We start from the raw sequence: 22963 nt of genomic DNA, 5'->3' as shown, positions 1-22963 counted from the left end.
ACGAATCGAAAAAACTATCGTCTCAGTCTGCGGAGCTACACTATGGCGAGTGTTACCAAACCACAATGGGGGTCGTTCGCCAAATGGAGCGCGACGGCGTTTCTAGTCGCCGGTCTCCTGATGGTCGTCGACGCAGCCATCGTAGCGACGAACATCGTCACGGGCGAAGAAGGCTTTCTCGTCCTGGGCCAAGCGTTCGTCGGGGCTGCATGGACTGGCGCGCTTATCGGATTGCTCGGGTTGTATCCCGGGCTTGCCGACCGGAGTCGCTGGCTGTCCCGCGCTGGCGTCGTATTCGCCGGTATCGGCGTGGTGACCTTCGCGGTCATGGCCGTGGTATCGCTCGTCGATTACGTAGGGATCCTGGCCGGGGAGTTCGATTCGATTGGTGTGTTCTTCATCCCGGGAGTGTTGGTTGGGAGCGTCCTCGGGTTCGTCGCGTTCGGTGTCGCCAGTCTTTGGACCGATGCCTATTCCCGAACGCTCGGCGTCCTCCTGCTCGTTCCGGCCATTCTGGTCGCCACGAACATCCTCAGGTTCGTCGCAGGGCTGGAAGCCGCGACGCTCACCCTCGCTATTGTCATCGGCGACGCGCTGGCGATGCTAGCCATCGGGTACGTTCTCCGGTCCAGTCCTCAGTTATCCGGCCGTCTCGAGCCCGCTCCGGGGGAGGTCCGCCATGGCTGATATGACCACCGGTACGACCCGAGGGAAATCGCTCGAACAGTGGAGTCCGACGGCGTTCCTCGTCGCCGGAGCGTCATTGGTCGTTTTCGCGGCGCTCCTCGGCTATGAGGCTCTCACGGACATATCCGCCCCGGAAGACATCTTCGGACCTCCCGGATTTTTCCTGGCAATGGTCGGTCTGCTCGGGATCTATCCGGCTCTCGCTGACCGGGTCCCTCGACTGGCGCGCGTCAGTGCCGCCGGAGCAGCGGTCGCCGCGGTAGGGTGGTTACTAATCACGGTGTTCGCTCTCATCGAGGCCGCCGGAATTCTCCCTGCACTCGAAGAGATAGGTGCGTTCGGGGGTGCCATCATCCTCCTGTCGGGTGTCGCGATGATTCTGGCATACGTCGGGACTGGCGTTGCCAGCCTTCGGACCGGAATCCACTCGCGGTACCTCGGTCTGCTCCTGCTAGCCCCTCCTGCCGTCTTCTGCGTGATGCTCGTACAGGCTGCTCTCTTCGCCCAGTTCGGACTGTTCTCGGAGGCCCGTATGGCTTGGTCAGCCGTCGTCCTCTCCGGGGGACAAGCACTTGCCCACGTGGGCATCGGTTACCTCCTTCGGAACGAGTCTGACCCGGCCGGCCGTGTAGAGCCACTGCCCGACACGCCTGTGTGACTTCCCAGTATGAACGAGCCCCACTTCGGCGGAGTCGTCTCAGAATCGAACCAAGCGGTCTGATTCGGCGAACGGCATTGATGGTAGACCCGCAACCACTAAACGCGGGTCGAACCAATGCTCCCTCAATGGATTGGACGGAGAAGTACCGCCCGACGACGCTGTCGGAGGTACGCGGAAACAACAAGGCCCGCGACAAACTCGAGGAGTGGGCCGAGACGTGGGACGGCCACCGGGACGCGGTGATCGTCCACGGGAGTCCGGGCGTGGGGAAGACCTCCGCGGCCCACGCGCTGGCCGGCGACATGGGGTGGCCGGTGATGGAGCTCAACGCCAGCGACAGCCGGGGGGCCGACGTCATCGAGCGCATCGCTGGCGAGGCCTCGAAGAGCGGCACGCTCACGGGCGGTGAGGCCGGCCGGCGACTGGTGATCTTAGACGAGGCGGACAACTTCCACGGCAACGCCGACTACGGCGGCTCGGCCGAGGTCACGCGGGTCGTCAAGGACGCCAACCAGCCGATCGTCCTCGTGGCCAACGAGTTCTACGACATGAGTCAGTCGCTGCGCAACAGCTGCGAGACCATCGAATTTCGCGACGTCTCGAAGCGCTCGATCGTCCCCGTGTTGCGCGATATCTGCCGGCGCGAGGACGTCGAGTTCGAGGAGGAGGCCTTGGAGAAGATCGCCGAGGACACCAGCGGCGACCTGCGGTCGGCGGTCAACGACCTGCAGGCGGTCGCCGAGGAGGCCGAGCGACTGACCGTCGAAGACGTCGTCACCGGCCAGCGCGACACCACGGAGGGGATCTTCGACTTCCTCGACGCGCTCATCAAGGAGGAAGACGCCGAGGGCGCCCTTCGCGCGTCGTACGATGTCGATGAGAACCCCGACGAGATGCTGAACTGGATCGAGGACAACGTTCCCAAGGACTACGCGGGCGGCGAACTCGCGGACGCCTACGAATTCCTCGCAAACGCCGACCGCTGGCTGGGCCGCGTACGGGCGACCCAGGACTACTCCTACTGGCGCTACGCGACCGACAACATGACCGCCGGGGTCGCCGCCTCCCGCCGCGAGCCCAAAGGCGGCTGGACCCGCTACGGGCCGCCGAGCTACTGGTCGAAACTCGGCCGGACCAAGGGCACCCGGAACACCCGCGACGCCATCGCGGAGCGCATCGCAGAACGTGAGGGCACCAGCGTCGCGACCGCCCGGCGGGAGATCCTCCCGTTCCTCTCAGCGATGACCCACCACTGCAAGAACCGCGATCTGACGGTCCGAATGGCCGCGGTGTACGAACTCGACGAGAAGGAAGTCTCGTTCGTCACCGGCAGCGGGAAGGACACCAACAAGGTCGAGTCCATCGTCGAGGAAGCCGAAGAGCTGCGAACCGAGGAGACCGTCGAACACTCCGGAAGTGCCTTCTTCGACGCCGGAGACGGGGCGGAGAACGCGAACGACGGCGACGAGCCCGACGCCACGGACTCGAGCGGCGACGACGGTCAGGAGACCCTCGCGGCGGCCGGCTCTACCGACGACGCGACGACCGCCGAGTCGGAGCCGGACACCGATGACGCCGAACCCGACGACGATCAGTCGGGGCTCAGCGACTTTATGTAACGCCGCCGTTCCGGCTCTCGGAACGATCCTCGAGGGCGACATATCAATACATAGTACGACCGTCACTATTACTTCGGAGAACGACGACAGTTACTTTCGGTGACCGACCGAATGACTGGCCAACGCCCCTGTCCCCTCTGTACGGAGACGTACGACGATCGAACGAGCCTCCGGGTTCACCTCGAGGTCGAACACCGGAAGTCGGAGATCGTCGCCGAGTTCGTCGACCTGCACGACGCCGGCGCCGGGAGCCGGGTCGACGGCGATCCGGCGGTCGTCGGAGAGGACCGACAGGCGCCGTCGGCCGACTGAGGGTCCCGTTCTGTTCTACCCGCGTCAGCGAACCAAGCCGAGAGTCAGTCGCCCGCACTCGAGAGTCCCTCGAGGAACGACGTAGAGAGCGCGTCACTGACACCGGCGGCCAACGCCGCCGGCGACTCGCCGTCGAGCGGCGGCACCGTCTCGACACTGTAGCCGGTCATGCGCTCGAGTTCGGCGGGATTCGTCCGCTCGGCGACCGTCGCACCGGCGTACTCGTTGCAGACGATCCCCGCGATGTCGACGCCGCGGCGCTCTAAGGCCTCGATCGAGAGCGCGGTGTGGTTCAGCGTGCCCAGCCCCGACCGGGTGACGACGACGGCCGTCGCCTCGAGGTCAGCGACGAGGTCGATCACCTCGCGGTCGCCGGCCAGCGGGACGCGGAGGCCGCCGATCCCCTCGACGATCGGCGCGCGCGTCTCGGCGACGGCGTCCTCGCAGGCCGTTCGAATTTCGTCGTAGGAGAGTTCCGCATCGTCCACCTCGGCGGCCACGCGCGGCGCCAGCGCGGGCTCGAGATAGCGGGGACAGGTCGCCGCCTCCGAGTCCCCACAGGCGTCGGCGACGAACGCAGCGTCGTCGTCCGGCGGATGCCCCGTCTGGGCGGGTTTGATCGCTCGGGTGTCGACGCCTCGCTCGCGAAACCAGCGGGTGATCCCCGCGGTGACGACGGTCTTTCCGATTCCGGTTCCGGTGCCGACGACTGCGATGGGGTCGGTCATAGGAGTCCGAGTTCGTCCCCGGTCGCCCGAAACGCCTCGAGGCAGGCGACGATGTCGTCGCGGTCGTGGGTCGCCATCGGAGCGACACGGATGCGGCTGGTCCCCTCGGGGACGGTGGGGGGCCTGATCGCGGGCGCGACGACGTCTCGTTCTCGCACGCCCTCCGCGAGCGCGAGCGCATCGGTTCGATCGCCGACGATGACGGGGAGGATCTGCGAGTCGCCCAGTACCTCCAGGCCCATCGACTCGAGGCCGTCCCGGAGATGGGCGACGTTCTCCCAGAGTCGTTCGCGGACGTCGCTATGGCGAGCGATGTGTAGCGCCTCGCTGGCGGCGGCGGCGGCCGGCGGTGCGAGGCCGGTCGAGAAGACGAACGAGCGGGCGTCGTTGACGAGACACTCGATCAGGTCCTCGCTGCCCGCGACGTAGCCGCCCTGACTCGCCAGCGCCTTCGAGAGCGTCCCCAACTGGATGTGGATGCGATCCGCGAGACCCTCCGCCTGGACGACCCCGCCGCCGTTGGCGTAGAGCCCGGTCGCGTGGGCCTCGTCGACCATCACCCACGCGCCGTGGGCCTCGGCGGCGTTGCAGATTGCTTCGAGAGGCGCGACGGTGCCGTCCATGCTGAACACGGAGTCGGTGACGAGCAGCCATGACTCCTCGCTCGCGCCGTCGCGGTCGGCCCGCTCCTCGAGTTTCGATCGCAGGTCCGCGGCGTCGCAGTGGTCGTAGACGACCGTCTCGGCGTCCGCGAGCCGACAGCCGTCGATGATGCTCGCGTGGTTGTACTCGTCGGAGAAGATCACGTCCGGCTCGAGGGCCGTGATCGTCCCGACGTTGGCGGCGTACCCCGAGGAGAAGGCGAGCGCGCGCTCGGCGCCTTTCGTCTCGGCGAGCTGGCGCTCGAGGTCCCGGTGGACCATCGTATCGCCGGTCACCAGCCGACTCGCACCGGCGCCCGTGCCGACGGTCGCGGCGGCCTGTCGGGCGGCGTTCTCGACGCGCTGATCGTCGGTCAGCCCCAGGTAATTGTTCGAGGCAAAGACCAGCGCTTCGGTCGAGTCGAGAACCGGTAGCTCGCTCCCCGAGGGCGGGGCGAAATAGCCCCGCTCGGCGACCCGGTCGACGGGCGACAGCGTGCGTTTCAGATCGGCGTCCTCGAGGTCGTCGAGTCGGCCCTCGAGGTCGAACCCGCGATCTTCCATTCGGCTAAAGGGTAACAGTGCCATGGTATGACTCTCACGGTTCCGTTCAGCGCGGTCGTTCCCGGCGCTCGCTACGGATACAGCCGCTCAAACGGTGCGCTTGACGTGTCAGCGTCCGAGCTCGAAGGCGGTACGGATCCACGGTTCAGAACCCGGGCATCAGTTCGGCCGGGCCGAAGACGCCGTACTCGCCCGCGCGATTGCGACGAACCCCGGCCTTTAGATAGCCGAGCGCCGGCCCGTTGACGTTGGCCTCCATGCTCGTCTCGTCGCCGAGCTGGAACGTGTTCGTCGCCGTCTCGCCGTCGAACGTTCGGCCAGTCACGCGGACGGTCGTGGTCGTCGGCTTCTCGTCGCTTTGCACGTCGAGAATTCCGCCCACCGTGACGTCCTCGGCGTCACAGACGCCGGCGCGCTCGAGCAGGACGTCGTCGGCGTGCTCCATGTCCTCGAACTCGATGACGCCGTCGTGCTCGTCGATGATCGCCTCGATCTCCGCGTCGGAGAGGTCGCGGGCCGTTTCGATGTCGTACTCGGGGAGGTGGGCGATGTCCTCGCGGACGGTGCCGCGGTTGTCCTCGTAGCCCGACTTAAGGCCGACGCCCCACCAGATGTCGACGTCCGTGACCTCGACGAACGACTGGGCGGCGAGCGCCGCGGCGCCCGTCAGGAGGCCGGGCGTCGCGCCAGCGCCGCAGATGAAGGTTATTCCCGCGTCCTCGAACGCCTCGCTGCGCTCGTCGAGCATGTCGATCACGCGCGAGCGCTTGAGGACGTCGATCAGCACGCCCGAGTAGCCGCCCTCGAGGAAGCGGTCGGCGACCCGCGGGATGAAGTCGTGCTCGTAGTTCGGCAGCGCGAGCAGGACCGCGTCGATCCCGTCACCGTGATCGATGACGTCCTGGATGGGATCGTCGCTGGCCCGAGCCTGTTCGGAGGCGACGACGCCCCTGTCCTCGCCGTGTTGTTTGACGCCGTCCCCGCTTTCGGTGGTCGTCGCGCCGGATCCGCCGTCAGATCGAAGCTCTGACGAGGATCGTGAACCGTCGGTTCGCTCACCGCCGTCGGTTGCGACTTCGTTGTCGATGTTGCCCTCAGTTGCAGCGAGGAGCTCGTCGACGTCCAGCCCGTCGAAGTCGATCGCGGTGCCGTGACGGTCGCAGGCCGCGACCGGCGTCAGATGATCCTTGTGCTGGCTGACCTCGAGCGCTCGTCGGCCGATACCTCCCGTGCCAAGTACTGCAAACGTGACTTCGTCCATAGTTGTCTGAATTCGCAATCGTCAGTCGTCGCTCGGTTCAGTGCCCGCGTTCGTGCTCGCTGCCGTCTCGGTCGACGACTCCGCCGCGTCACTGTGGCGCGCTTTGACCGCCTCGGGATCGAACTCGTTGGCCTCCATGTTGGGCTCGAGTCCAGCCCGTTCGACGATCTCGAGGTCGTCGCCGGGCGACTGGCCCTCCGTGGTCAGGTAATCGCCCGTCAGCAGGCCGTCGGCGCCGGCCTCCAACGGCAGGTGTTGCTCCTCGGGCGAGAGGTTCGCCTCGCGCCCGCCGGTCAGGCGCACCCGCGACTCGGGGTGGAGCAGTTTGTAGACCGCGACCGTCTTCACGATCTCCTCGGTCGTGATGTCGGCGCCCTGCTCGTACAGCGGCGTCCCCTCGACCGGGTTCAACACGTTCACCGGTAGCGAGGAGATCCCGATGTCCTGGAGCGCGATCGCGGCCTCGACGCGGTCGGTGGGTGTCTCGCCCATCCCGAGGATGACGCCGGCACAGAGGTCCATCCCCGCTTCCTTCGCCACCTCGAGGGTCGCCACCCGATCCTCGAAGCTGTGGGTGTCGACGATCTCGGGGAAGTACCGCGGCGAGGTCTCGATGTTGTGATTGTAGTGGTTGATCCCTTCGTCAGCGAGGATCGCGGCCTCCTCTTCGGTCAGAATTCCGAGAGAGGCATCGACCTCGAGGTCGCACTCGTCGCGAACGAGCCGGATGGACTCGAGGACTTCCGCCCACTCCTCGGGGCGGTGTTCCTTCGAGACGCCCTTCTCGGCGACGACGATACCGAAGCGCTGGGCGCCGTCGGCCTCGGCTCGCTTGGCGGCCTCGAGGATCTTCTCGGGGCCGAGGAAGCCGTAAGTGTCGATGCCGGTGTCGAAATGGACTGACTGGGCGCAGAAGCCGCAGTCCTCGGCGCAGTTGCCGGCCTTCGCGTTGACGATCGAGCAGGCGTCGACCGTGCCGTCGCCGAAGCGGTCGCGCACGACGGCGCCGGCCTCGGCGAGCGGTTCGACCGGTTGCGCCATCAGCGCCAGCCCGTCGGTGCGATCGAGCCGCTCGCCGGCCAGTACCCGCTCGAGCGCGTCGTCGACCGTCCGGTTGTTCGTCTCGTAAACCACACTCCTAGAGGTGGTTAACGAAAATATAACGTTTTTGGATGTTCGCTTCGAGAGAAAACGGACGGAGCGAGCGTCTGAAAGCGTCGGTTGCGTCCCATAGAGCGCCGTACGAATGCGTTCCGTTTCGAGATTCGGGGGCTTGAGCGTTGACAACGCGCAGCCCGTTCACGTCGGTTCCCCAACCGTTTAATATTGCTGTGTGGTCACACTGTTCATGGTAGTTCGCGTCTCGGAGGAACGATTCGCCGACGTGCCCGATTTCGACTACGAGCCGAAGTACGTCGACGTCGGCGAGTTGCGAATGGCGTACGTCGAAGCCGGCGGGAACGGGGACGACGGCGGAGACGAGGAGACGTTCCTCTGCCTCCACGGCGAACCGACGTGGTCGTTTCTCTATCGAAAGATGATGCCGATCCTGGCCGAGCGCGGTCGTGTCGTCGTCCCCGATCTGATCGGCTGCGGGCGCTCCGACAGGTACGAGGACCGCGACGCCTACTCGATCGAGATGCACTACGACGCGCTCGAGACGTTCGTCGAGGAACTCGATCTGACGAATGTCACGCTCGTTTGCCAGGACTGGGGCGGCGTCCTCGGACTCCCGCTCGCAGTCCACCGGCCCGAGCGGTTCGCGCGTCTCGTCCCGATGAACACCGGCGTTCCGGACGGGACCCAGGAGATGAGCGACCGGTGGCACGAGTTCGCCGAGATGGTGGCGACCGCCGACGACCTCGACATCGGCAGACTCGTCCGGAACGGCTGTTATCGGGAGCTCTCTGAGGAAGTGGTCGACGCCTACCGCGCGCCGTTCCCGAACGAGCGGTATATGGCGGCTGCACGGACGTTCCCCGGCCTCGTCCCGACATCGCCCGACGACCCCGGGGCGGAGCTGATGGCCGAAACACAGGAGCGCCTCGGCGAGTGGGAGAAACCGGCGTTCGTGCTGTTCGGAAGGGAGGATCCGATCACGTCCCACGACCGCGATCCGCTCCGACACCACATCCCGACCGCGACCGAGCAGCCCGACGTCTGGATCGACGACGCGGCCCACTTCCTACAGGAGGACGCCGGTGAGGAGATCGCCGAGCGCATCGTCGAGTTCGTCGATCGAACCTGACTCGAGCCGGGCGAGGTGAGCTCCGGGCGACCCCAACGACCGCTATTGGGGCCGCTCCTCTCGGCGAACGAAGCCGATCGTCGCCGGATCGAAGTAGTACGTCGAGCGACAGTCCGCACACGAGGCCGTCAACAGCTTCCCGTGGTTGTACTGTTTCCACAGCTTCGTCTGGTCCTGTTCGATATCCAGCGTGACCGGGTGACCGCAGTCGGGAATCGTACAGGGAAACCGGATGTACCAGTTGGGCACCGAGAGCGCCCCAAGGGGCGCGAGTTCGCTCCGGAGGCGACTGAGCAGATTGAAGATCGTAAACGACGGGTTCTCCCGATCGATCGTCACGCCGTCGATGTCACTTACGTACCCGCCCCGCTGGCGTTCGTCCTCGTAGAGCGGGAGCACCGGAATCCCCTTGGCCACCGCGTAGCCGATCTCCTGGTTGATCCACCGGTCGGTCGCCGCGTCGTCGGTGATCACCGCGACGACGACGTCGCTGTTCGCGAGTCGTCCCTCGAGTCGTTTCCGCGAGCGGCCGGATTCGACCTCCTCGAGGGCGATGTGGACGCCGAATGGGAAGTTCTTGACCGTCGAGAACAGCTCTTGGACGAGATCGAGGTCGCCGGGCGCGTGCGAGACGTAGATCTGTTCTCCGGTCATCGGCGAATTGACGACGACTGGTGTGTGAGATATTATTAATCTATCTACTCGTCGGCCGATTCCGGCTGTCTCGTCTCGAGAACGCGCTGCGAGAACTCGAGGTCGTCCAACCCGAGGCCGAGCCGATCGAACCAGTCCCGTTCGACGTGCCAGCGGCCCCGAACGTCCCCGTCGGTCGTCAGCGACGTCGCCTCGAGGCGGCCCGGCGCCCACTCGCGCTCGGCGGCGACGTCGAGCAGCGTCCGGACGACGGTACCGACCTCGCCGCTGCCGATCGCATCGGTCTCGGCGACAGTCTCGTACTCGAGGGCGAGTCCGGTGCCGTCCGGCGGCGTGACGACGCCGTCGCCGGACGGCTCGAGATCGTCGTCCGCGTCGGGAGAATCCGTGTTGTCGCCCGCGTCGCTATCGGGCGAGTCGGCATCGTCCACGTCGCCGTCGGACGGGCGGTACTCGCAGTCTGTCACGTAGATTCCCTTCCCCATCAGGCGGTTCTCGAGCGCGACGTCGAGAGGACGCTCGTCGGTCATGCTGGGTGATACCGCGACCAGGGGGAAAAGTCGTCGGTTCGGAGCCGTCGCCGCCGAATCGATCGGGACCCGCTCAGAGCGGGTCGACGAGGTCCTCCAGCGCCGCCTGCGGATCGTCGGCCTTCGCGACGCCGCTGGCCAGCAGGACGCCTTCGGCGCCGAGGTCGCCGGCCGCGACGACGTCGTCGCCGGTGCTGATGCCGGCGCCACAGAGGACCGAGACCTCGCTATCGACGTTGTCGGCCGCCTCGACGGCGTCCTCGACGATATCGGGATCGGCCTGGCTGACCGGCGTTCCGGTGCCGATCAGTTCCGGCGGCTCGACGGCGACCGCGTCCGGACCCAGCGCCGCCGCGGCGCCGATCTGCTCGGGGTTGTTCGCGCAGACGACCGTCTCGAGGCCCGCGCGCTCGGCGGCGCGGACGGAGCCGTCGATGTCGGCCAGTTTCAGCCGCCGCTCGGAGTGGTTGATCAGCGTCCCGACCGCGCCCGCGTCGGCGACCGACTCGGCGAGCGTGTGGCCGGTGTTGCTGCCGTGCTCGATCGGGTCGACGTGCTGGGCCCACGTCTCGACGCCCGTCTCGGCGACGCGTGCGAGGTCGGCCGCCTGGGGCGCGACCGCGAGGCGCGCGTCGGTCGATTCGTCGACGTCGCGGACGGCGTCGGCGACCGCGACGGGATCACAGGGATACGTCTTCAGGTTAACGAGAACGAACATACGAGCACAGCCAGCCGCCCGAAAGAAATAGCTTGCGAGTCGTCGCCGCGAATCGGCGTCGGCGCGCGGATCGGCCGTCCGTCAGTCCTTTCGCTTGACGACATCGCCGAGCGTGTAACTGCCCGAGGCCGACCCGCCCGACCACTCCGAATCGTCGCCGGAGCTTCCCTCGGCGCTCAGGTCGATCTCGAGGAAGCTCTCGAGTTCCGACTGGACGCGGTCGCTGGGAAGCGTATCCCCGCGTTCGATCTTGCGGATCAGGCTCGCCTTCTCGTTGAGTTCGTTGGCCAGATCCGACTGGCTGAGCCCCTTCTGCTCGCGGGCGTTGCGGACGCGGTCGTCGTAGTCGGTCGCGAGTTCGTCCATGTCGTCGAACATGTCCGACCGACGCTGGGAACTCGAGCCGCCCGAACGGGACGATGAACTCGATGCAGAGCCACCCGAACTACCCCCAGAGCTGGACGACGAACTCGAGCCGGTCGAGTACTTCGTCGAGGAGCTCGAGCTGGAGGTCTGCTTGACCTCGGTACCGAAATCGGTACAGTCTGAACACACGTCGAGCTTCGCGCCCTCGACCTTGATTGTCTTCGGAGACGACGTCTCGGCGCCACACATCTCGCACTGGACCATGGAGGTACGTATATCCCGGCGAGTCATAAACCATGCGGCGCGGTCTCGATGGGTTGGAGTTGACACTGGTGACTCAGTAGTCTGTGACGCGTCGGTCGCTGCTTGCGACTCGAGAGCGACTGCAAACTCGAGCGAGACGCACGAAAACGAGACATCGAAAAGCGGAACGCGGCCTCGAGAGCGCGGAAATCAGTCCAGCGCCGCCCAGGAGTAGGCGAACCGCTGGAGCGCGGTCAGATGTCCGACGACCGCGAGGAAGACGAGCAGCCAGCCGATCACCGTGAGCCCGCCCGCCTCGAGGTCGGCCAGCGGGTAAGCGACGAAGCCGACGATTCCGATGATCGCCAGCCGGTCCGCGCGGCCGACGAGACCGCCGTAGACGCGGTCGAGGCCGACGGCCTGGGCCTGCGTGCCGAGGTAGGAGGTCATCACGACCCCCGTCACGGCCAGGAAGCCGAGCAGGTAGTCGTCGACGCCCGCGGCGAGGCCGGCGATGACGACGATGTCGGCGTAGCGGTCGAGGACGTGGTCGAGGAGGTCGCCGCCCGCGGAGGCGACCTGTTGTTCGCGGGCGAGCGCGCCGTCGATGATGTCCAGCCAGCCGTTGAGGAAGACCAGCGTCGCGGCCGCGACGTACCAGATCGGATCGGCGCGACCGCCCAGCATGAACGCGGCCGCCGCGAGGACGGCCATGCCGAAGGCCAGAACGCTCACGCCGTCGGGAGTCAGCCCGACGCGGTCGAAGCCTTTGACGAACGGATCTAAGAATCGGGAGACGTACGGTCTGAGTTTGTCCAGCGTCATGCCAGGTACCCCACGTAGTCGACGTCGCCGGCGCTCGGCTCTCGCTCGCCCGTCGCGACCGCCTCGAGGGCGTCCGCGACGGCCTCGGGATCGCGATCGGTGGTATCGATCTCGTAGACCGACTCGAGGCCGTGTTCGTCGACCGATTCGGAGAGGATGACGTCCAGCGCCTCGCTCTCGGCATTTTCGGTCGCCTTCGCCTCGGTCTCGCCGCGCTCGCGGAGTCGCGCCTCGAGTTGCTCCGGCGCACACCGCAGGACAGCGACCCGGTCGGCCGCGAAGCGGTGGGCGAGATGGGACTCGATCACGACGTCGCCCCGGCCCTCGAGCCAGGCCGCGAGTGCGTCGAGGTCCGCGATCTTGCTCTCGCGGTCGGCGTCGACCTCGGTGTAGAGGCCCTCGTCCTCGAGAACGCGGTTGAGGTGGACGACGTCGAGGTCGGGCGTCGCGTCGTCGTCCGCGAACCGCGACTCGAGCAGTTCGGTCGCGGTGGTCTTCCCGGTGCCCGGGGTCCCGGTGACGGCAATCCTCACGTGTCGGACACCTCCGCTTCCGGGTCCATCGCGGGTTCGCCGTCGGCGTCCGTGTCGCCGTCGGTTTCGAGATCCGCGAGCACGTCGTTGAGCGTCTCGACGGCGCGCTCGGTCTCCTCGTCGGTGCCGCAGGTGATGCGGATACAGGCCGGGAGACCGAAACTCGAGCAGTCGCGGACGATGACGCCGCGCCGTTGCATCTCCTCGGCGACCGCGCTGGCGTCGCCGACGTCGACGAGGACGAAGTTGCCCTCGCTCTCCCAGACGTGGGCGTCGATGGTCTCACGCATGTATTCGCGGGATTCGCGGGCGGTCTCGACGGTTCGCTCGACGTGTTCCTCGTCGTCGACGGCCGCGAGGCCGGCCCGGCAGGCGAGTTCGCTGGCCGCGAAGGGGGTGTTCACCCGGGCGTAGGCCTCGCTCCACTCCTCGGGGACGACGGCGTAGCCGAGGCGGACGCCGGCCAGCCCGTAGGCCTTGGAGAACGTCCGCAGGACGGCGATATCGTCGCGAGCGTCGTACCCCTCGCGGCCCTCGATCAGGGCGACGGCGCTGTCGCGGTCGGCGAACTCGCCGTAGGCCTCGTCGACGACGAGCAGCGTCTCGTCGTTGGTCTCGTCGGCGAGTCGCTCGATTTCGGCCAGTGGCATCGTCGACCCCGTCGGGTTGTGCGGGCTGGTGACCCAGACGACGCGGTCGCCATCGTAGGATTCGAGGGCCGTCTCGGCGGTCTGCTCGAAATCGGTCTCGCGTTCGATGGCGTACTCCCGGACCTCGCCGTGGTGGTAGCGGGCGCTCATCCCGTAGTAGGCGAAGCCCGGCGTCGGGACGCAGACGGTGTCGCCGGGCTCGAGGGTCGCCCGGTGGAGATAGTCGATCGCCCCGTCGCCGCCGTTGGCCAGCCAGATCTGCTCGTCGCCGACGTTCCAGCGGTCGGCGACAGCGGCGGTCAGGTCGGCGTGGGCGGCTTTCGGGTAGGAACTGACGCTCGAGGCGGCGTCGCGAAGCGCCACGGCGGCCGCGGGGGAGGGGCCGTGCGGGTTCTCGTTGGAGGCGAGTTTGACGAATTCCGAGGGGTCACGCCCGAGTTCGCGGGCGACTTCCTCGATGCCTCGACCCGCCTCGTAGGCGACGTGATCGGACAGGTCGCGCGGTTGCATACGAGCATCCTGTCGGGCGTGGGTCTTAAGGGTGCTTACCTGTCCCCGAGACGGGGAGTTCCCCGTCCCGGTGGCCGAGGCCCCCGAACGGCGCCGGTTCAGTTCGGAAGCCGCCCGATTCGCTCGAGACCTAGGAGGACGACGGCCATGGCCCCGAGGAGGAGCGCGGCGCCGGCGAACACGCCGTCGTAGGTGTAGCCACGCTCGAGGACCCACCCCAGGGCGGACGAGCCCAGCGCCTGCGTGAGCATCCAGGCGGAGCTGAACACGGCGTAGGCGCTGCTCCGCGTCGAGTCCGGGAGCGTATCGAGGAGGTACGCGTCGGTGGCCGGGAACAGCGCGTGGATGACGATCCCGACGGCAGCACTGAGGACGGCCAGCGCGAGGAAGCCCTCGACCGCCGTCAACAGGAGCAACGTCGCGGCGAACGTCCCCACGACGCCGAGCAGGTACGGCACGTGGGGGAACCGATCGGCCAGATCACCGCTGAAGAAGAACGCGGGGACGCCGGCGGCGAAGACGATCGTGAGCAGCGTCCCCGCCGTGCCGGCCGAGAGACCCTTCGACTGCATATAGAGTTCGTAGAAGTTGAACAGCCCCTGCCAGACGAACGAGGCCGCGCCGACGATCGCCAGCGCCGTGACGATGAGTTTCCATTCCGAGAGCGCGCCGGCGACGAAGTCGCGGTCGGCCTCGCCCGCGGTCGGCATCTCGGTCCGGCGCGCGGCGGCCCACGTGACGGCCGTCAGCAGCGCCGCGCCGGCGGCGATCGTCCACAGCGAGAGTCGCCAGTCGACCACCAGCGTGAGCGCGACGAACGGGGCGGCGGCCACCGCGCCGATCTGAGCGGCGGCGCCGTGGATCCCCATCGCGCGACCGACCCGCGACGGAAACAGTTCGCTCAGCAGCGGGTTCGCCGCGACGAAGTAGACGCCGGAGGCGATGCCCATGAGGAAGGCGCCGACCATCAGGTGTCGAACGGTCGTCGCGGTCGCGGCGAGCGCCGAGGAGCCCGCGAGAACCGATCCGGAGCCGATCGCGACCTGATGTCTCGGGACTTTCGTGAGCAGCCAGCCGGTGGGGAGTCGCGGAGAGGCGCTCCCGACCCACACGAGGGTCACGATGAGTCCCGCCGTCGCCTCGCCGATCGCGAACTCAGCGATGAAGACGTCCAGCAGCGGAGCGAAGACGATTCTGGCGAGATTGAGGAGGAAGACGAGACCGCAGAGAGACGCGAAGAGTCGGGTGCGGGACACGGTCACGCTTTCCGACAGTCGCTCTCAAGCGTTCCGAAAGCGGAAGTGTCAGTACACTAGTTCTCTGGGTCGTCCTCGACGATGCCTCCCCTATCGCTCGCTACGCTCGCAGCCGTTCGACGCGCTCGAGCGTGTCCGCGTCGTCGGGGTCCTTGTCGGAGCGAACGCCGAGGAACCGCGGGAAGCGAAGCGCGTAGCCCGACGAGTAGGTCGGCGAGCTCTGGATCTCCTCGTAGCCGACCTCGAAGACGACCGCGGGCTCTATGTCCACCGCCTGGCCCTCCTCGGTGGCGATGTGGGGCTCGAGCAACGCCGTGAGCTCCTCGAGTTTCTCGTCGGTGATTCCCGTCGCGACCTTGCCGACGGTCTCCAAGTCGTCGCCCGCGCGCACGGAGAGTTCGAAGGTGCCGAGGAACGTCGCGCGCCGGCCCTCGCCCCACTCCGCGCCGGTCACCACGCAGTCCAGCGTCTCCACGTCGGGTTTGCGCTTGCGCCAGTGTTTGCCCCGCCGGCCCGGCGAGTACGCCGAGTCGGGGTCTTTGAGCATGATCCCCTCGTGTCCCGCCTCGAGGGCCTCGGCGTCGATCGCCTCGATCTCGTCGGGATCGTCGGTCGTCCAGAGCAGCGAGAGGGCCTCGATGTCGCGCTCGTCCTCGACGGTCGCGTCGCTGCTATCGTCGGCATCGGCCAGCACCGCCCGCAACCGCTCGTGGCGCGTCGTCAGCGGCTCCTCGAGTAAGTCCTCGCCGCCGGCGTGCAGACAGTCGAAGAACACCGGCCGAACCGTCACGTCCTCGCGGGCCTTCGCGACGTCGTGTTTCCGGCGGAAGCGCTTGAGTACCTCTTGGAACGGCAGCGGCTCGTCGTCTTCGTCGATCGCGACGACCTCGCCGTCGAGGATTGCCGGCTCCTCGAGCGTTTCGTCGGCGAACTCGACGACCTCGGGGAAGGCGTCGGTGACCTCCTCCATGTTTCTCGAGAAGACGCAGGTCTCGGTAGTTCCGTCATCGCCGATCCGATGATGCAATTGCACGCGAGCGCCGTCGTACTTCCATTCGACGGCGGCTTCGTCCCACTCCTCGAGCGCGTCGGTCACCGTTCCCGCCTGAGCGAGCATCGCCTGGACCGGCCGGCCGACCTCGAGATCCATCGCGTCGAGCCCCTCGCGGCCCTCGTCGCGGGCGACTCGGGCGACCTGCCCGTAGTCGTTCGAGACCTGCAGGGCGCGCTCGACATGCTCGACGGGTACGTCGAACGCCTCGCTGATCGCGTCCCGGACGGAGCCCTCGCCGACGCCGATGCGCATCTCCGAGAGGACGAGTCGCGCGAGGTAGCGGGCCTCCTCGCTCGAGCAGCGATTGAAGAGACCGAACAGCAGGTCGATCTTGCGGTCCTGGCTCCCCGATCCCTCCGCGGCGGCGAGGTCGGCGAGCGTCTCGTAGACCTCGCGGACCGTGAGATCGTTCCCGGCGGCGCCGCCGGCACCGTTTCCGCCACCGCCGCCCGTAAACGCGCCGAGTCCCTGCTGGCCGCCGAAGTCGTAGCTCGCGGCCACCTCGCCGATCTCGCCGACCTCGGCCAGTCGCTCCTCGACGTCGTCGCTTCCCACGTTCGTCCCCGCCGCGCGGGCGATCGCCTCGTAGCACGTCGTCGGGCCGATGTCGAGTTTCGTCGAGTCCCAGGCCGGGAAGACACGTCCCTGGACGAACCGGGCGACGACCTCGAGGGTCTGCGGGTCTACCGCAGAGCCAGCGGAGCGTCGGTCCTCGCTGTCGTCGCCCGCGTCCGCGAGCAACTCGCTGGTTCGAGCGACGATCTCGAGGTCGGCCGGCTCGGCTTCGATCGCGGCGGCGCGGTCGGCGAACGTGGCGAACTCCATCGGCGGAGTGTACCGGCGGCGGGAGTAAAACGGTTCTGAGACCGCTCGAGTGACGGGTCCCGAGCGCCGCGGTGCGGGCGCGAGGCTGTGCTTTAAAGACAATCGCGCTCGCACTCGGAGGTATGCCAGAGGAGGAGCTCGCCGAGCGAGTCGCCGACGTGCTGACCGTCGACGCCGCGGGGTTTCGCGAGCAGGCCCAGGCGGACGCCGAGGTGATCAAAGAGGCCGTCGACGAGGGCGTCTTCGATAACCCGCAGGCGATCGTCGGCCTCGAGTACGAGTTCTACGCGGTCAAGAACGACGACTGCGCGCTGCGGCGGGTTCCCCGCCGGTTGCTCGAGCTGATCGGGTTCGAGAAAGAACTCGGGTTGCACAACGCGGAGATGACGACCAGTCCGCAGCCGATGAACGCCCACGGGCTGGCGGCCCAGGAGTCGGAAGTGAAGGCGCGACTGCAGACGGCGCTGAACGTCACCCAGTCCGAGCGGATGCGGCTGGTCAGCGACGCGCTCTGGACGCTGCCGCCGGAGGGCGAGGACGCGACGACGTACCTCACCGACAGCGTCGAGCGGACGACGACCGACGACGACGGCACCGAGCGCTCGTTTCGCATCGCGACGAACATGAGCGACTCCGCGCGCTACCACGCGATGGCTAACACGGATCAGGCCGAGTCCGCCGGCATGTGCATTCAGGCCCCCCACGTGTCGCTCCAGGCCGACACCGTCATGCCGGAGAGCCTCATCACCTCGATCCAGCCCCACTATCAGGTGGCCCACGCGCCGGATCTCCCGGACTACTTCAACTACGCGCTGCGCATCGCGGGGCCGTTGCTCGCGCTCGGCGTCAACTCGCCGTTCTTCCCGGCCGACCTCTACGACGACGAGGCGACCCCCGAGGAGATCCTCCGGGACGGCTGGATGGAACACCGGATTAGCGTCTTCGAGACCGTGCTCAACGATCCCACGACCGGTGAAGGGAAGGTCCGCTTCCCCCGCGATCTGGGGACCGTCGAGGAGGCGATCGATCGGATCGCCGACGACGACACCATCGTCCCGATGCCTATCGAAGCCGGCGAGCGCTTCGACGACCAGTTTCCCCACTTCAGCCGCAAACACGGCACCTACTGGCGGTGGATTCGACCGGTGTTCGGCGGGCCGACGCGCTCGGCCGCCAACGCCCGCATCGAGTTCCGTCCCATCCCCGCCCAGCCGACGGTCCGGGACTCCGTGGCCTTCCTCGCCGCCTTCGCCGGCCTGATGGAGAGCCTGACCCGCCTCGAGCACCCCGTCCTCGAACTCGACTGGCAGCGCGCTCGGGAGAACTTCTACGCGGCGATGGTCGACGGCCTCGAGGCCGAGTTGAACTGGATCACCAACGACGGCAAGGAGACCTCGGATACGCTCGCGCTCTACGAGGACTTGCTGGCCCACGCCGAGGACGGGCTGACGAACCGCGGCCTGAGCGAGGAAGAGGCCGCGAAGTACCTCTATCCGCTCCGACGACGGGTCCGGCAGACGGTGACGCCCGCCAGCTGGAAACGCGAGCGGGTTCGGTCGGCGCTCGCGGACGGCGCCGACCTCGACGCGGCGATCGAGGCGATGCAGCAGGCGTACATCCACCGACAGTCGGAGACGCTCCTCGACGGAAGTTTCGCCGACTGGATCGGCGACTAGTCGGGTCTCGAGATCGGCCACGTCCGTCGAGACCTCGAGACCGTCTCGTTTCCGGCAGTTTCTCGGAACGATCTCGATCCGGTAGTTCTTCGACCCGTCTCGAAGCGGGCGATTCGTTGCTTCGGTCGCGTGACTCGGCTCGAACGGCCGGCGGCGCCGAACGCTCATCGCCCCTCCTTCCAGTCGGCGAATCAGCCGTGAGAAGCGCTCGCAGCCCGCTCGGTGGCCGAATTCGAACCCCAAAATACTTCCCTGACTGGCCAGTCAGTTACGACGAGAACAACTGCCTTCGGACCCGAGGATTCTAATGACTGAGACGACAGCAACTACCGACGAACTCATGGAGGCGACCTACGCCGCGCTCTGCAAGCACGGCTACGCGTCGCTCCGGATGCGAGACATCGCCGCCGAATCATCCAAGAGCAAGGCCACTCTCCACTACCACTACGAGAGCAAGCAGAACCTCCTCTACGCGCTGTTGGACTATCTCACCGATTCGTTCGCCGAGCAGATCGAGACCCTCGAGGGCGAGACGGCGGCCGAACAGATTCTGGCGCTCGTCGACAGCTACCTCGAGCCCGCCGCGGACGATTCGCTTCCCGAGTTCCGGACCGCGCTGCTCGAGATCAAAGCCCAAGGGCCGTACGACGACCGCTTTCGGGCCGAACTCGCCGAGTTCGACCGGATGCTCCGCGGACGGATCCGATCGCTGATCGAGGACGGCCGCGACGAAGGCATCTTCCGGTCGGACGTCGACCCCGACGAGACCGCCGAGTTCATCGTCACCGTGTTGAACGGCGCCCAGACGCGCCACGTGGCCGTCGATCACCCGCTCGAGCGGACCCGGAACGCGCTCGAGACCTACGTCCGCCGCGAACTAGTCGCAGACGATACCGACGATCCGGAGGCACAGTTCGAGTGACGGTGCGCGATCACCTCGAGGCGATCTTCAAATCGGCCGACGAACTCGACCTGACCGAGGGCGGGATCGCGCGGCCGCTGATCTACCTCTCGATTCCGCTGATCATCACGAACGTGTTGCAGGTCACGTACAACCTCGCGGACACGTTCTGGCTCGGCCAGCACAGCACGACGTCGCTGGCGGCGATCAGCTTCGCGTTCCCGATGGTCTTTTTCCTCATCGCGCTGGCGCTGGGCGTCTCCGTCGCCGGGAGCGTCCTCGTCGCCCAGCACACCGGCGCGGACAACCCTGAGCGAGCGGAGTACGCCGCCTCACAGACGATCATGTACGCGATCCTCGCGTCGCTCGCGCTCGGCGCCGTCGGCTACGTCTTCGCCGGAGACATCCTCGCGTTGTTCGGCGCCGAGGCCGACATCGAGCCGCTGGTCACCGCCTACATGGAGGTCTACTCCGTCGGGCTGGTGGCCGTCTTCGGCTTCCTCGTCTTCCTCGCGCTCATGCGGGGGTACGGCGACACCGTCACGCCGATGCTCGTCATGTTCGGCTCGGTCGTACTCAACATCGTCCTCGACCCGTTCCTCATCTTCGGGTTCGAGGGCAACCCGCTGTTCGGCTACCTCGGTCTCCGCGGCCTCGAGGGCGAGCTGCTCGCCGCCACCGGCTACGCCGGGTCGGGGATCGAGGGCGCCGCGATCGCGACCGTCTTCTCGCGGGCGCTGGCCTTCGCCGTCGGCCTCGCGATCATGTTCCGGGGCACGCACGGCGTCCGGATCCGCCTCTCGCAGATGAAACCCGACCTCGAGTACGCGCGGAAACTCGTCGAGATCGGGACGCCGGCGTCGGTCGAGGGGACCGCACGGGCCCTCTCGATCAACCTGCTGTTGGTCATCATCGCGATGTTCCCCGAGACGGTCGTCGCCGCCTTCGGGATCGGGACCCGCGTGTTCTCGGTGATCTTCCTCCCCGCGATCGCCTTCTCTCAGGGAATCGAGACGATGACCGGCCAGAACATCGGCGCCGGGAAACGGGAGCGCGCCGAGCGGACGAACCACTTCGGCGCGAAGGTCATGCTGGTCACGCTCACGGGCCTCGGCGCCGTGGTCTTCCTGGCCGCCGCGCCGATCGTCTCGGTGTTCACGACCGACGCCGCGGTCGTCGCCGAGGGCGCGACCTTTCTCCGCTATACGGCCCTGACGTTCGGCTTTATGGGCGTGATGCGGGCCTATAGCGGCGGATTCCGCGGGGCCGGCAAGACGCTTATCGCCGCGGCGATTTCCGTGCTCACTCTCGGCGTGATCCGCTTCCCGCTCGCGTGGTTCGGAGCCCAAGCCGTCGGCTCGAACGGCGTCTGGGCCGCATTCGCGGTCTCGACCGTGATCGGCGGCGTGATCGCCTACGCCTGGTTCAACTGGGGCGACTGGCTCGATTCGGCGTCGGTCGAAACCGGCGCCGCGGTCGGCGCCGAGAGCAGCGGGAGCGTCGGCGACGACTGACGCGATTTCGGCGCAACCGCCCCAGCGCGGCGCCAGATCGCCTCGGAACCAGCCACAAGTGATTAAGTATTCACGCTCGAGAGTGTTGGGTATGGTAACTTTCCTCTCCGGGGGCACCGGAACGCCGAAGCTGTTAGACGGTGCCGCCGCCGCGTTCTCGCCGGAGGAGACCACCGTCGTCGCCAACACGGGCGACGACATCGAGATCGGTGGGCTGTTCGTCTCGCCGGACGTCGATACGCTGCTGTTCCAGGGCGGCGGGGTGCTCGACCGCGAGACGTGGTGGGGAATCGACGGCGACACGCACCGGACCAACGCCGCGCTGTCGGATATCGCCGCGGCCGCGGGACTGCCCGACGGCCCGCAGTACCTCTCGGAGGAGCGACAGACCGAGGGACGCGACCTCGCCGACTGGCGGCGCTTCTCGGGCGTCGCCGAGTTCATGACGATCGGCGACCGCGACCGGGCCGTCCACATCACACGGACGAGCCTGCTTGACGAGGGCTACACGCTGAGCGAGGCGACCACGCGACTCGCGGACGCCTTCGGGCTGACGATCGACGTCCTGCCGATGAGCGACGATCCCGTCGCGAGTCTGGTCCACACCGACGAGGGGATGATGCACTTCCAGGAGTACTGGGTGGCCCGACGCGGCGAGCCGACCGTCGAGACCGTCGAGTTCCGGGGCTCGTCGAAGGCCGACCCCGCGCCGGGCGTCATCGACGCGCTCGAGGACACTGTCGTCATCGGTCCCTCGAACCCCGTCACGAGCATCGGACCGATGCTGACGCTGCCGGGGGTCGCCGACGCGCTCAACCAGTCGACGGTCGTCGCGGTCTCGCCGTTCCTCGGTGACGACGCGTTCTCCGGGCCGGCAGGCGATCTCATGTCGGCGGTCAACGCCGACCCCAGCACCGAGGGGCTCGCGACGGCGTATCCGTTCGCCGACGCCTTCGTCATCGACGAGGACGACGACGCCGAGTTCGACCGGCCGACGATCCAGACCGACATCAGGATCGACTCCTCGGACGACGCCGCGCGAGTCGCCCGGACGGTCGAGGAAGCGATCGACATCGTCGACTGAGCGTCGACCTCGTCGCAGCTTCCCGACCGATCGCAGTCGACCGCTAGCCACGAACGACTACGTTCAAGGGCCCTCGGTGCCGACGCTCGAGTATGTTCACGCCGCCGCTCGCTCTGGCCAGCCTCAGCGGGGAAGCCGACGCCGAGTGGGCTCGAGCGGGCGCCGACTACGCGGGCGCCGCCGTGCTCGGCGGCATCGCCATCGACGCGGAGTCCCGCGCAGCCGCGCGGGAACTCGTCGCGCGCGACCGAACCGAGTTCCTCCCCGACGACCCCATCGCCTTCATCGACCGACAGCTCGCCGCCCTCGAGGACGTTCCGATCCAGCCGGCGTTCAACGTCCGGAGCGCGACGCCAGATCCGATCCCAGACGCCGCTCGCGTCTGTCGGGACCGGGACGCCTTTCTCGAGATCAACGCCCACTGCCGACAGGACGAACTCTGCGCGGCCGGCTGCGGCGAGACGCTCCTGCGGGACCGCGAGCGGTTGTGCGACTACGTCCGGCGGGCCGCCGACACCGGCGCCACCGTCGGCGTGAAGGTCCGCGCCGAAGTCCCCGGCGTCGACCTCCCCGCGCTCGCGGCCGCGATCGAGACCGCGGGCGCCGACTACCTCCACGTCGACGCGATGGATTCCGAGTCGATCGTCCGCGAGATCGCCGCGGCCACCGACCTGTTCGTCGTCGCCAACAACGGCGTCCGCGACGACGCGACCGTCCGCGAGTACGTCGACTACGGCGCCGACGCGGTCAGCGTCGGCCGCCCCAGCGACAACCCGGTCGTCCTCGAGCGCGTCCGCGAGGCCGTGGATCGACACCTCGCTCTCGAGGAACCCCCGTCGCGGTAACGCGATCCGGCTTATAAAACGGCGATCCGTGTAGACGGCCCCTTTTCAGGTATCGGTA

At 67.4% G+C, this 22963-nt stretch carries 23 protein-coding genes; 10 read left to right on the top strand and 13 right to left on the bottom strand.

Annotated elements, in window-relative coordinates; all coding sequences use genetic code 11:
- Window positions 1-42: 42 nt before the first annotated feature.
- From HTUR_RS09425 to HTUR_RS09410, 4 genes are all read left to right on the top strand, one after another.
- Window positions 43-687, top strand: a complete 645-nt coding sequence (locus tag HTUR_RS09425) for a hypothetical protein (RefSeq protein WP_012943090.1) — start codon at window positions 43-45, stop codon at window positions 685-687.
- Window positions 680-1345 (top strand): hypothetical protein, encoded by a 666-nt coding sequence (locus tag HTUR_RS09420; RefSeq protein ID WP_148225331.1) that lies wholly within the window; start codon window positions 680-682, stop codon window positions 1343-1345. The genes HTUR_RS09425 and HTUR_RS09420 overlap by 8 nt, the downstream gene beginning before the upstream one ends.
- 128 nt (window positions 1346-1473) lie before the next feature.
- Window positions 1474-2967: a replication factor C large subunit gene (locus HTUR_RS09415; protein ID WP_012943088.1), complete on the top strand. Its 1494-nt coding sequence runs from the start codon at window positions 1474-1476 to the stop codon at window positions 2965-2967.
- 111 nt (window positions 2968-3078) lie between these two features.
- Window positions 3079-3279 carry a hypothetical protein gene (locus HTUR_RS09410; RefSeq protein ID WP_012943087.1) on the top strand — a complete coding sequence of 67 codons (201 nt, stop codon included), beginning with the start codon at window positions 3079-3081 and terminating at the stop codon, window positions 3277-3279.
- A 44-nt stretch (window positions 3280-3323) separates the two neighbouring features.
- Here HTUR_RS09410 and bioD read toward each other — a convergent pair whose 3' ends face one another.
- From bioD to bioB, 4 genes are all read right to left on the bottom strand, one after another.
- Complete coding sequence (bioD, locus tag HTUR_RS09405; RefSeq protein WP_012943086.1) at window positions 3324-4007, bottom strand: dethiobiotin synthase; 684 nt, start codon at window positions 4005-4007, stop codon at window positions 3324-3326.
- Window positions 4004-5212, bottom strand: coding sequence for an aminotransferase class I/II-fold pyridoxal phosphate-dependent enzyme (locus tag HTUR_RS09400; RefSeq protein WP_049941869.1), 1209 nt, complete (start codon window positions 5210-5212; stop codon window positions 4004-4006). Before HTUR_RS09400 ends, bioD begins: the two co-directional genes overlap by 4 nt.
- 145 nt (window positions 5213-5357) lie before the next feature.
- Window positions 5358-6473 carry a hypothetical protein gene (locus tag HTUR_RS09395; protein WP_012943084.1) on the bottom strand — a complete coding sequence of 372 codons (1116 nt, stop codon included), beginning with the start codon at window positions 6471-6473 and terminating at the stop codon, window positions 5358-5360.
- A gap of 21 nt (window positions 6474-6494) precedes the next feature.
- A complete protein-coding gene (gene bioB / locus HTUR_RS09390; RefSeq protein ID WP_012943083.1) occupies window positions 6495-7607 on the bottom strand; it encodes a biotin synthase BioB in 1113 nt (370 codons plus the stop codon).
- A 214-nt stretch (window positions 7608-7821) separates the two neighbouring features.
- On the opposite strand from bioB, the gene HTUR_RS09385 reads away from it, so the two are divergent.
- The gene (locus HTUR_RS09385) at window positions 7822-8721 is read left to right on the top strand and encodes a haloalkane dehalogenase (protein WP_012943082.1); all 900 of its coding nucleotides are present in this window, start codon (window positions 7822-7824) and stop codon (window positions 8719-8721) included.
- Between the two features lie 42 nt (window positions 8722-8763).
- On the opposite strand, the gene HTUR_RS09380 is transcribed toward HTUR_RS09385, so the two are convergent.
- The 9 genes from HTUR_RS09380 to ligA all read right to left on the bottom strand — a co-directional run bounded on the left by HTUR_RS09380 (window position 8764) and on the right by ligA (window position 16885).
- Complete coding sequence (locus HTUR_RS09380; protein ID WP_012943081.1) at window positions 8764-9375, bottom strand: toll/interleukin-1 receptor domain-containing protein; 612 nt, start codon at window positions 9373-9375, stop codon at window positions 8764-8766.
- Between the two features lie 44 nt (window positions 9376-9419).
- Window positions 9420-9905 (bottom strand): hypothetical protein, encoded by a 486-nt coding sequence (locus tag HTUR_RS09375; protein WP_012943080.1) that lies wholly within the window; start codon window positions 9903-9905, stop codon window positions 9420-9422.
- 73 nt (window positions 9906-9978) lie between these two features.
- Window positions 9979-10623 carry a triose-phosphate isomerase gene (gene tpiA / locus HTUR_RS09370; RefSeq protein ID WP_012943079.1) on the bottom strand — a complete coding sequence of 215 codons (645 nt, stop codon included), beginning with the start codon at window positions 10621-10623 and terminating at the stop codon, window positions 9979-9981.
- A gap of 81 nt (window positions 10624-10704) precedes the next feature.
- A complete protein-coding gene (locus HTUR_RS25520; protein WP_012943078.1) occupies window positions 10705-11253 on the bottom strand; it encodes a multiprotein bridging factor aMBF1 in 549 nt (182 codons plus the stop codon).
- A gap of 189 nt (window positions 11254-11442) precedes the next feature.
- Window positions 11443-12057: a CDP-alcohol phosphatidyltransferase family protein gene (locus HTUR_RS09360; RefSeq protein ID WP_012943077.1), complete on the bottom strand. Its 615-nt coding sequence runs from the start codon at window positions 12055-12057 to the stop codon at window positions 11443-11445.
- Window positions 12054-12590, bottom strand: a complete 537-nt coding sequence (locus HTUR_RS09355; RefSeq protein WP_012943076.1) for an adenylate kinase family protein — start codon at window positions 12588-12590, stop codon at window positions 12054-12056. Before HTUR_RS09355 ends, HTUR_RS09360 begins: the two co-directional genes overlap by 4 nt.
- Window positions 12587-13750: a histidinol-phosphate transaminase gene (gene hisC / locus HTUR_RS09350; RefSeq protein WP_012943075.1), complete on the bottom strand. Its 1164-nt coding sequence runs from the start codon at window positions 13748-13750 to the stop codon at window positions 12587-12589. The genes HTUR_RS09355 and hisC overlap by 4 nt, the downstream gene beginning before the upstream one ends.
- 98 nt (window positions 13751-13848) lie before the next feature.
- Window positions 13849-15006 carry an MFS transporter gene (locus HTUR_RS09345; protein ID WP_049941868.1) on the bottom strand — a complete coding sequence of 386 codons (1158 nt, stop codon included), beginning with the start codon at window positions 15004-15006 and terminating at the stop codon, window positions 13849-13851.
- 100 nt (window positions 15007-15106) lie between these two features.
- Window positions 15107-16885 (bottom strand): ATP-dependent DNA ligase LigA, encoded by a 1779-nt coding sequence (ligA, locus tag HTUR_RS09340; protein ID WP_012943073.1) that lies wholly within the window; start codon window positions 16883-16885, stop codon window positions 15107-15109.
- Between the two features lie 122 nt (window positions 16886-17007).
- Between ligA and HTUR_RS09335 the strand changes: the two genes are divergently transcribed.
- From HTUR_RS09335 to HTUR_RS09315, 5 genes are all read left to right on the top strand, one after another.
- Window positions 17008-18561, top strand: a complete 1554-nt coding sequence (locus HTUR_RS09335; RefSeq protein WP_012943072.1) for a hypothetical protein — start codon at window positions 17008-17010, stop codon at window positions 18559-18561.
- Between the two features lie 307 nt (window positions 18562-18868).
- Window positions 18869-19483, top strand: a complete 615-nt coding sequence (locus HTUR_RS09330) for a TetR/AcrR family transcriptional regulator (protein ID WP_012943071.1) — start codon at window positions 18869-18871, stop codon at window positions 19481-19483.
- A complete protein-coding gene (locus HTUR_RS09325; protein ID WP_012943070.1) occupies window positions 19480-20976 on the top strand; it encodes an MATE family efflux transporter in 1497 nt (498 codons plus the stop codon). The genes HTUR_RS09330 and HTUR_RS09325 overlap by 4 nt, the downstream gene beginning before the upstream one ends.
- A gap of 91 nt (window positions 20977-21067) precedes the next feature.
- Window positions 21068-22060, top strand: coding sequence for a 2-phospho-L-lactate transferase (cofD, locus tag HTUR_RS09320; protein ID WP_012943069.1), 993 nt, complete (start codon window positions 21068-21070; stop codon window positions 22058-22060).
- A gap of 92 nt (window positions 22061-22152) precedes the next feature.
- The gene (locus HTUR_RS09315) at window positions 22153-22905 is read left to right on the top strand and encodes a tRNA-dihydrouridine synthase (protein WP_012943068.1); all 753 of its coding nucleotides are present in this window, start codon (window positions 22153-22155) and stop codon (window positions 22903-22905) included.
- The last annotated feature ends 58 nt before the right edge of the window (window positions 22906-22963 follow it).

Origin of the sequence: Haloterrigena turkmenica DSM 5511, from assembly GCF_000025325.1 — an archaeon.
Taxonomy (GTDB): domain Archaea; phylum Halobacteriota; class Halobacteria; order Halobacteriales; family Natrialbaceae; genus Haloterrigena; species Haloterrigena turkmenica.
Note: the sequence above shows the minus strand (reverse complement) of the source record. Positions and strands in the feature narration are given on the sequence as shown.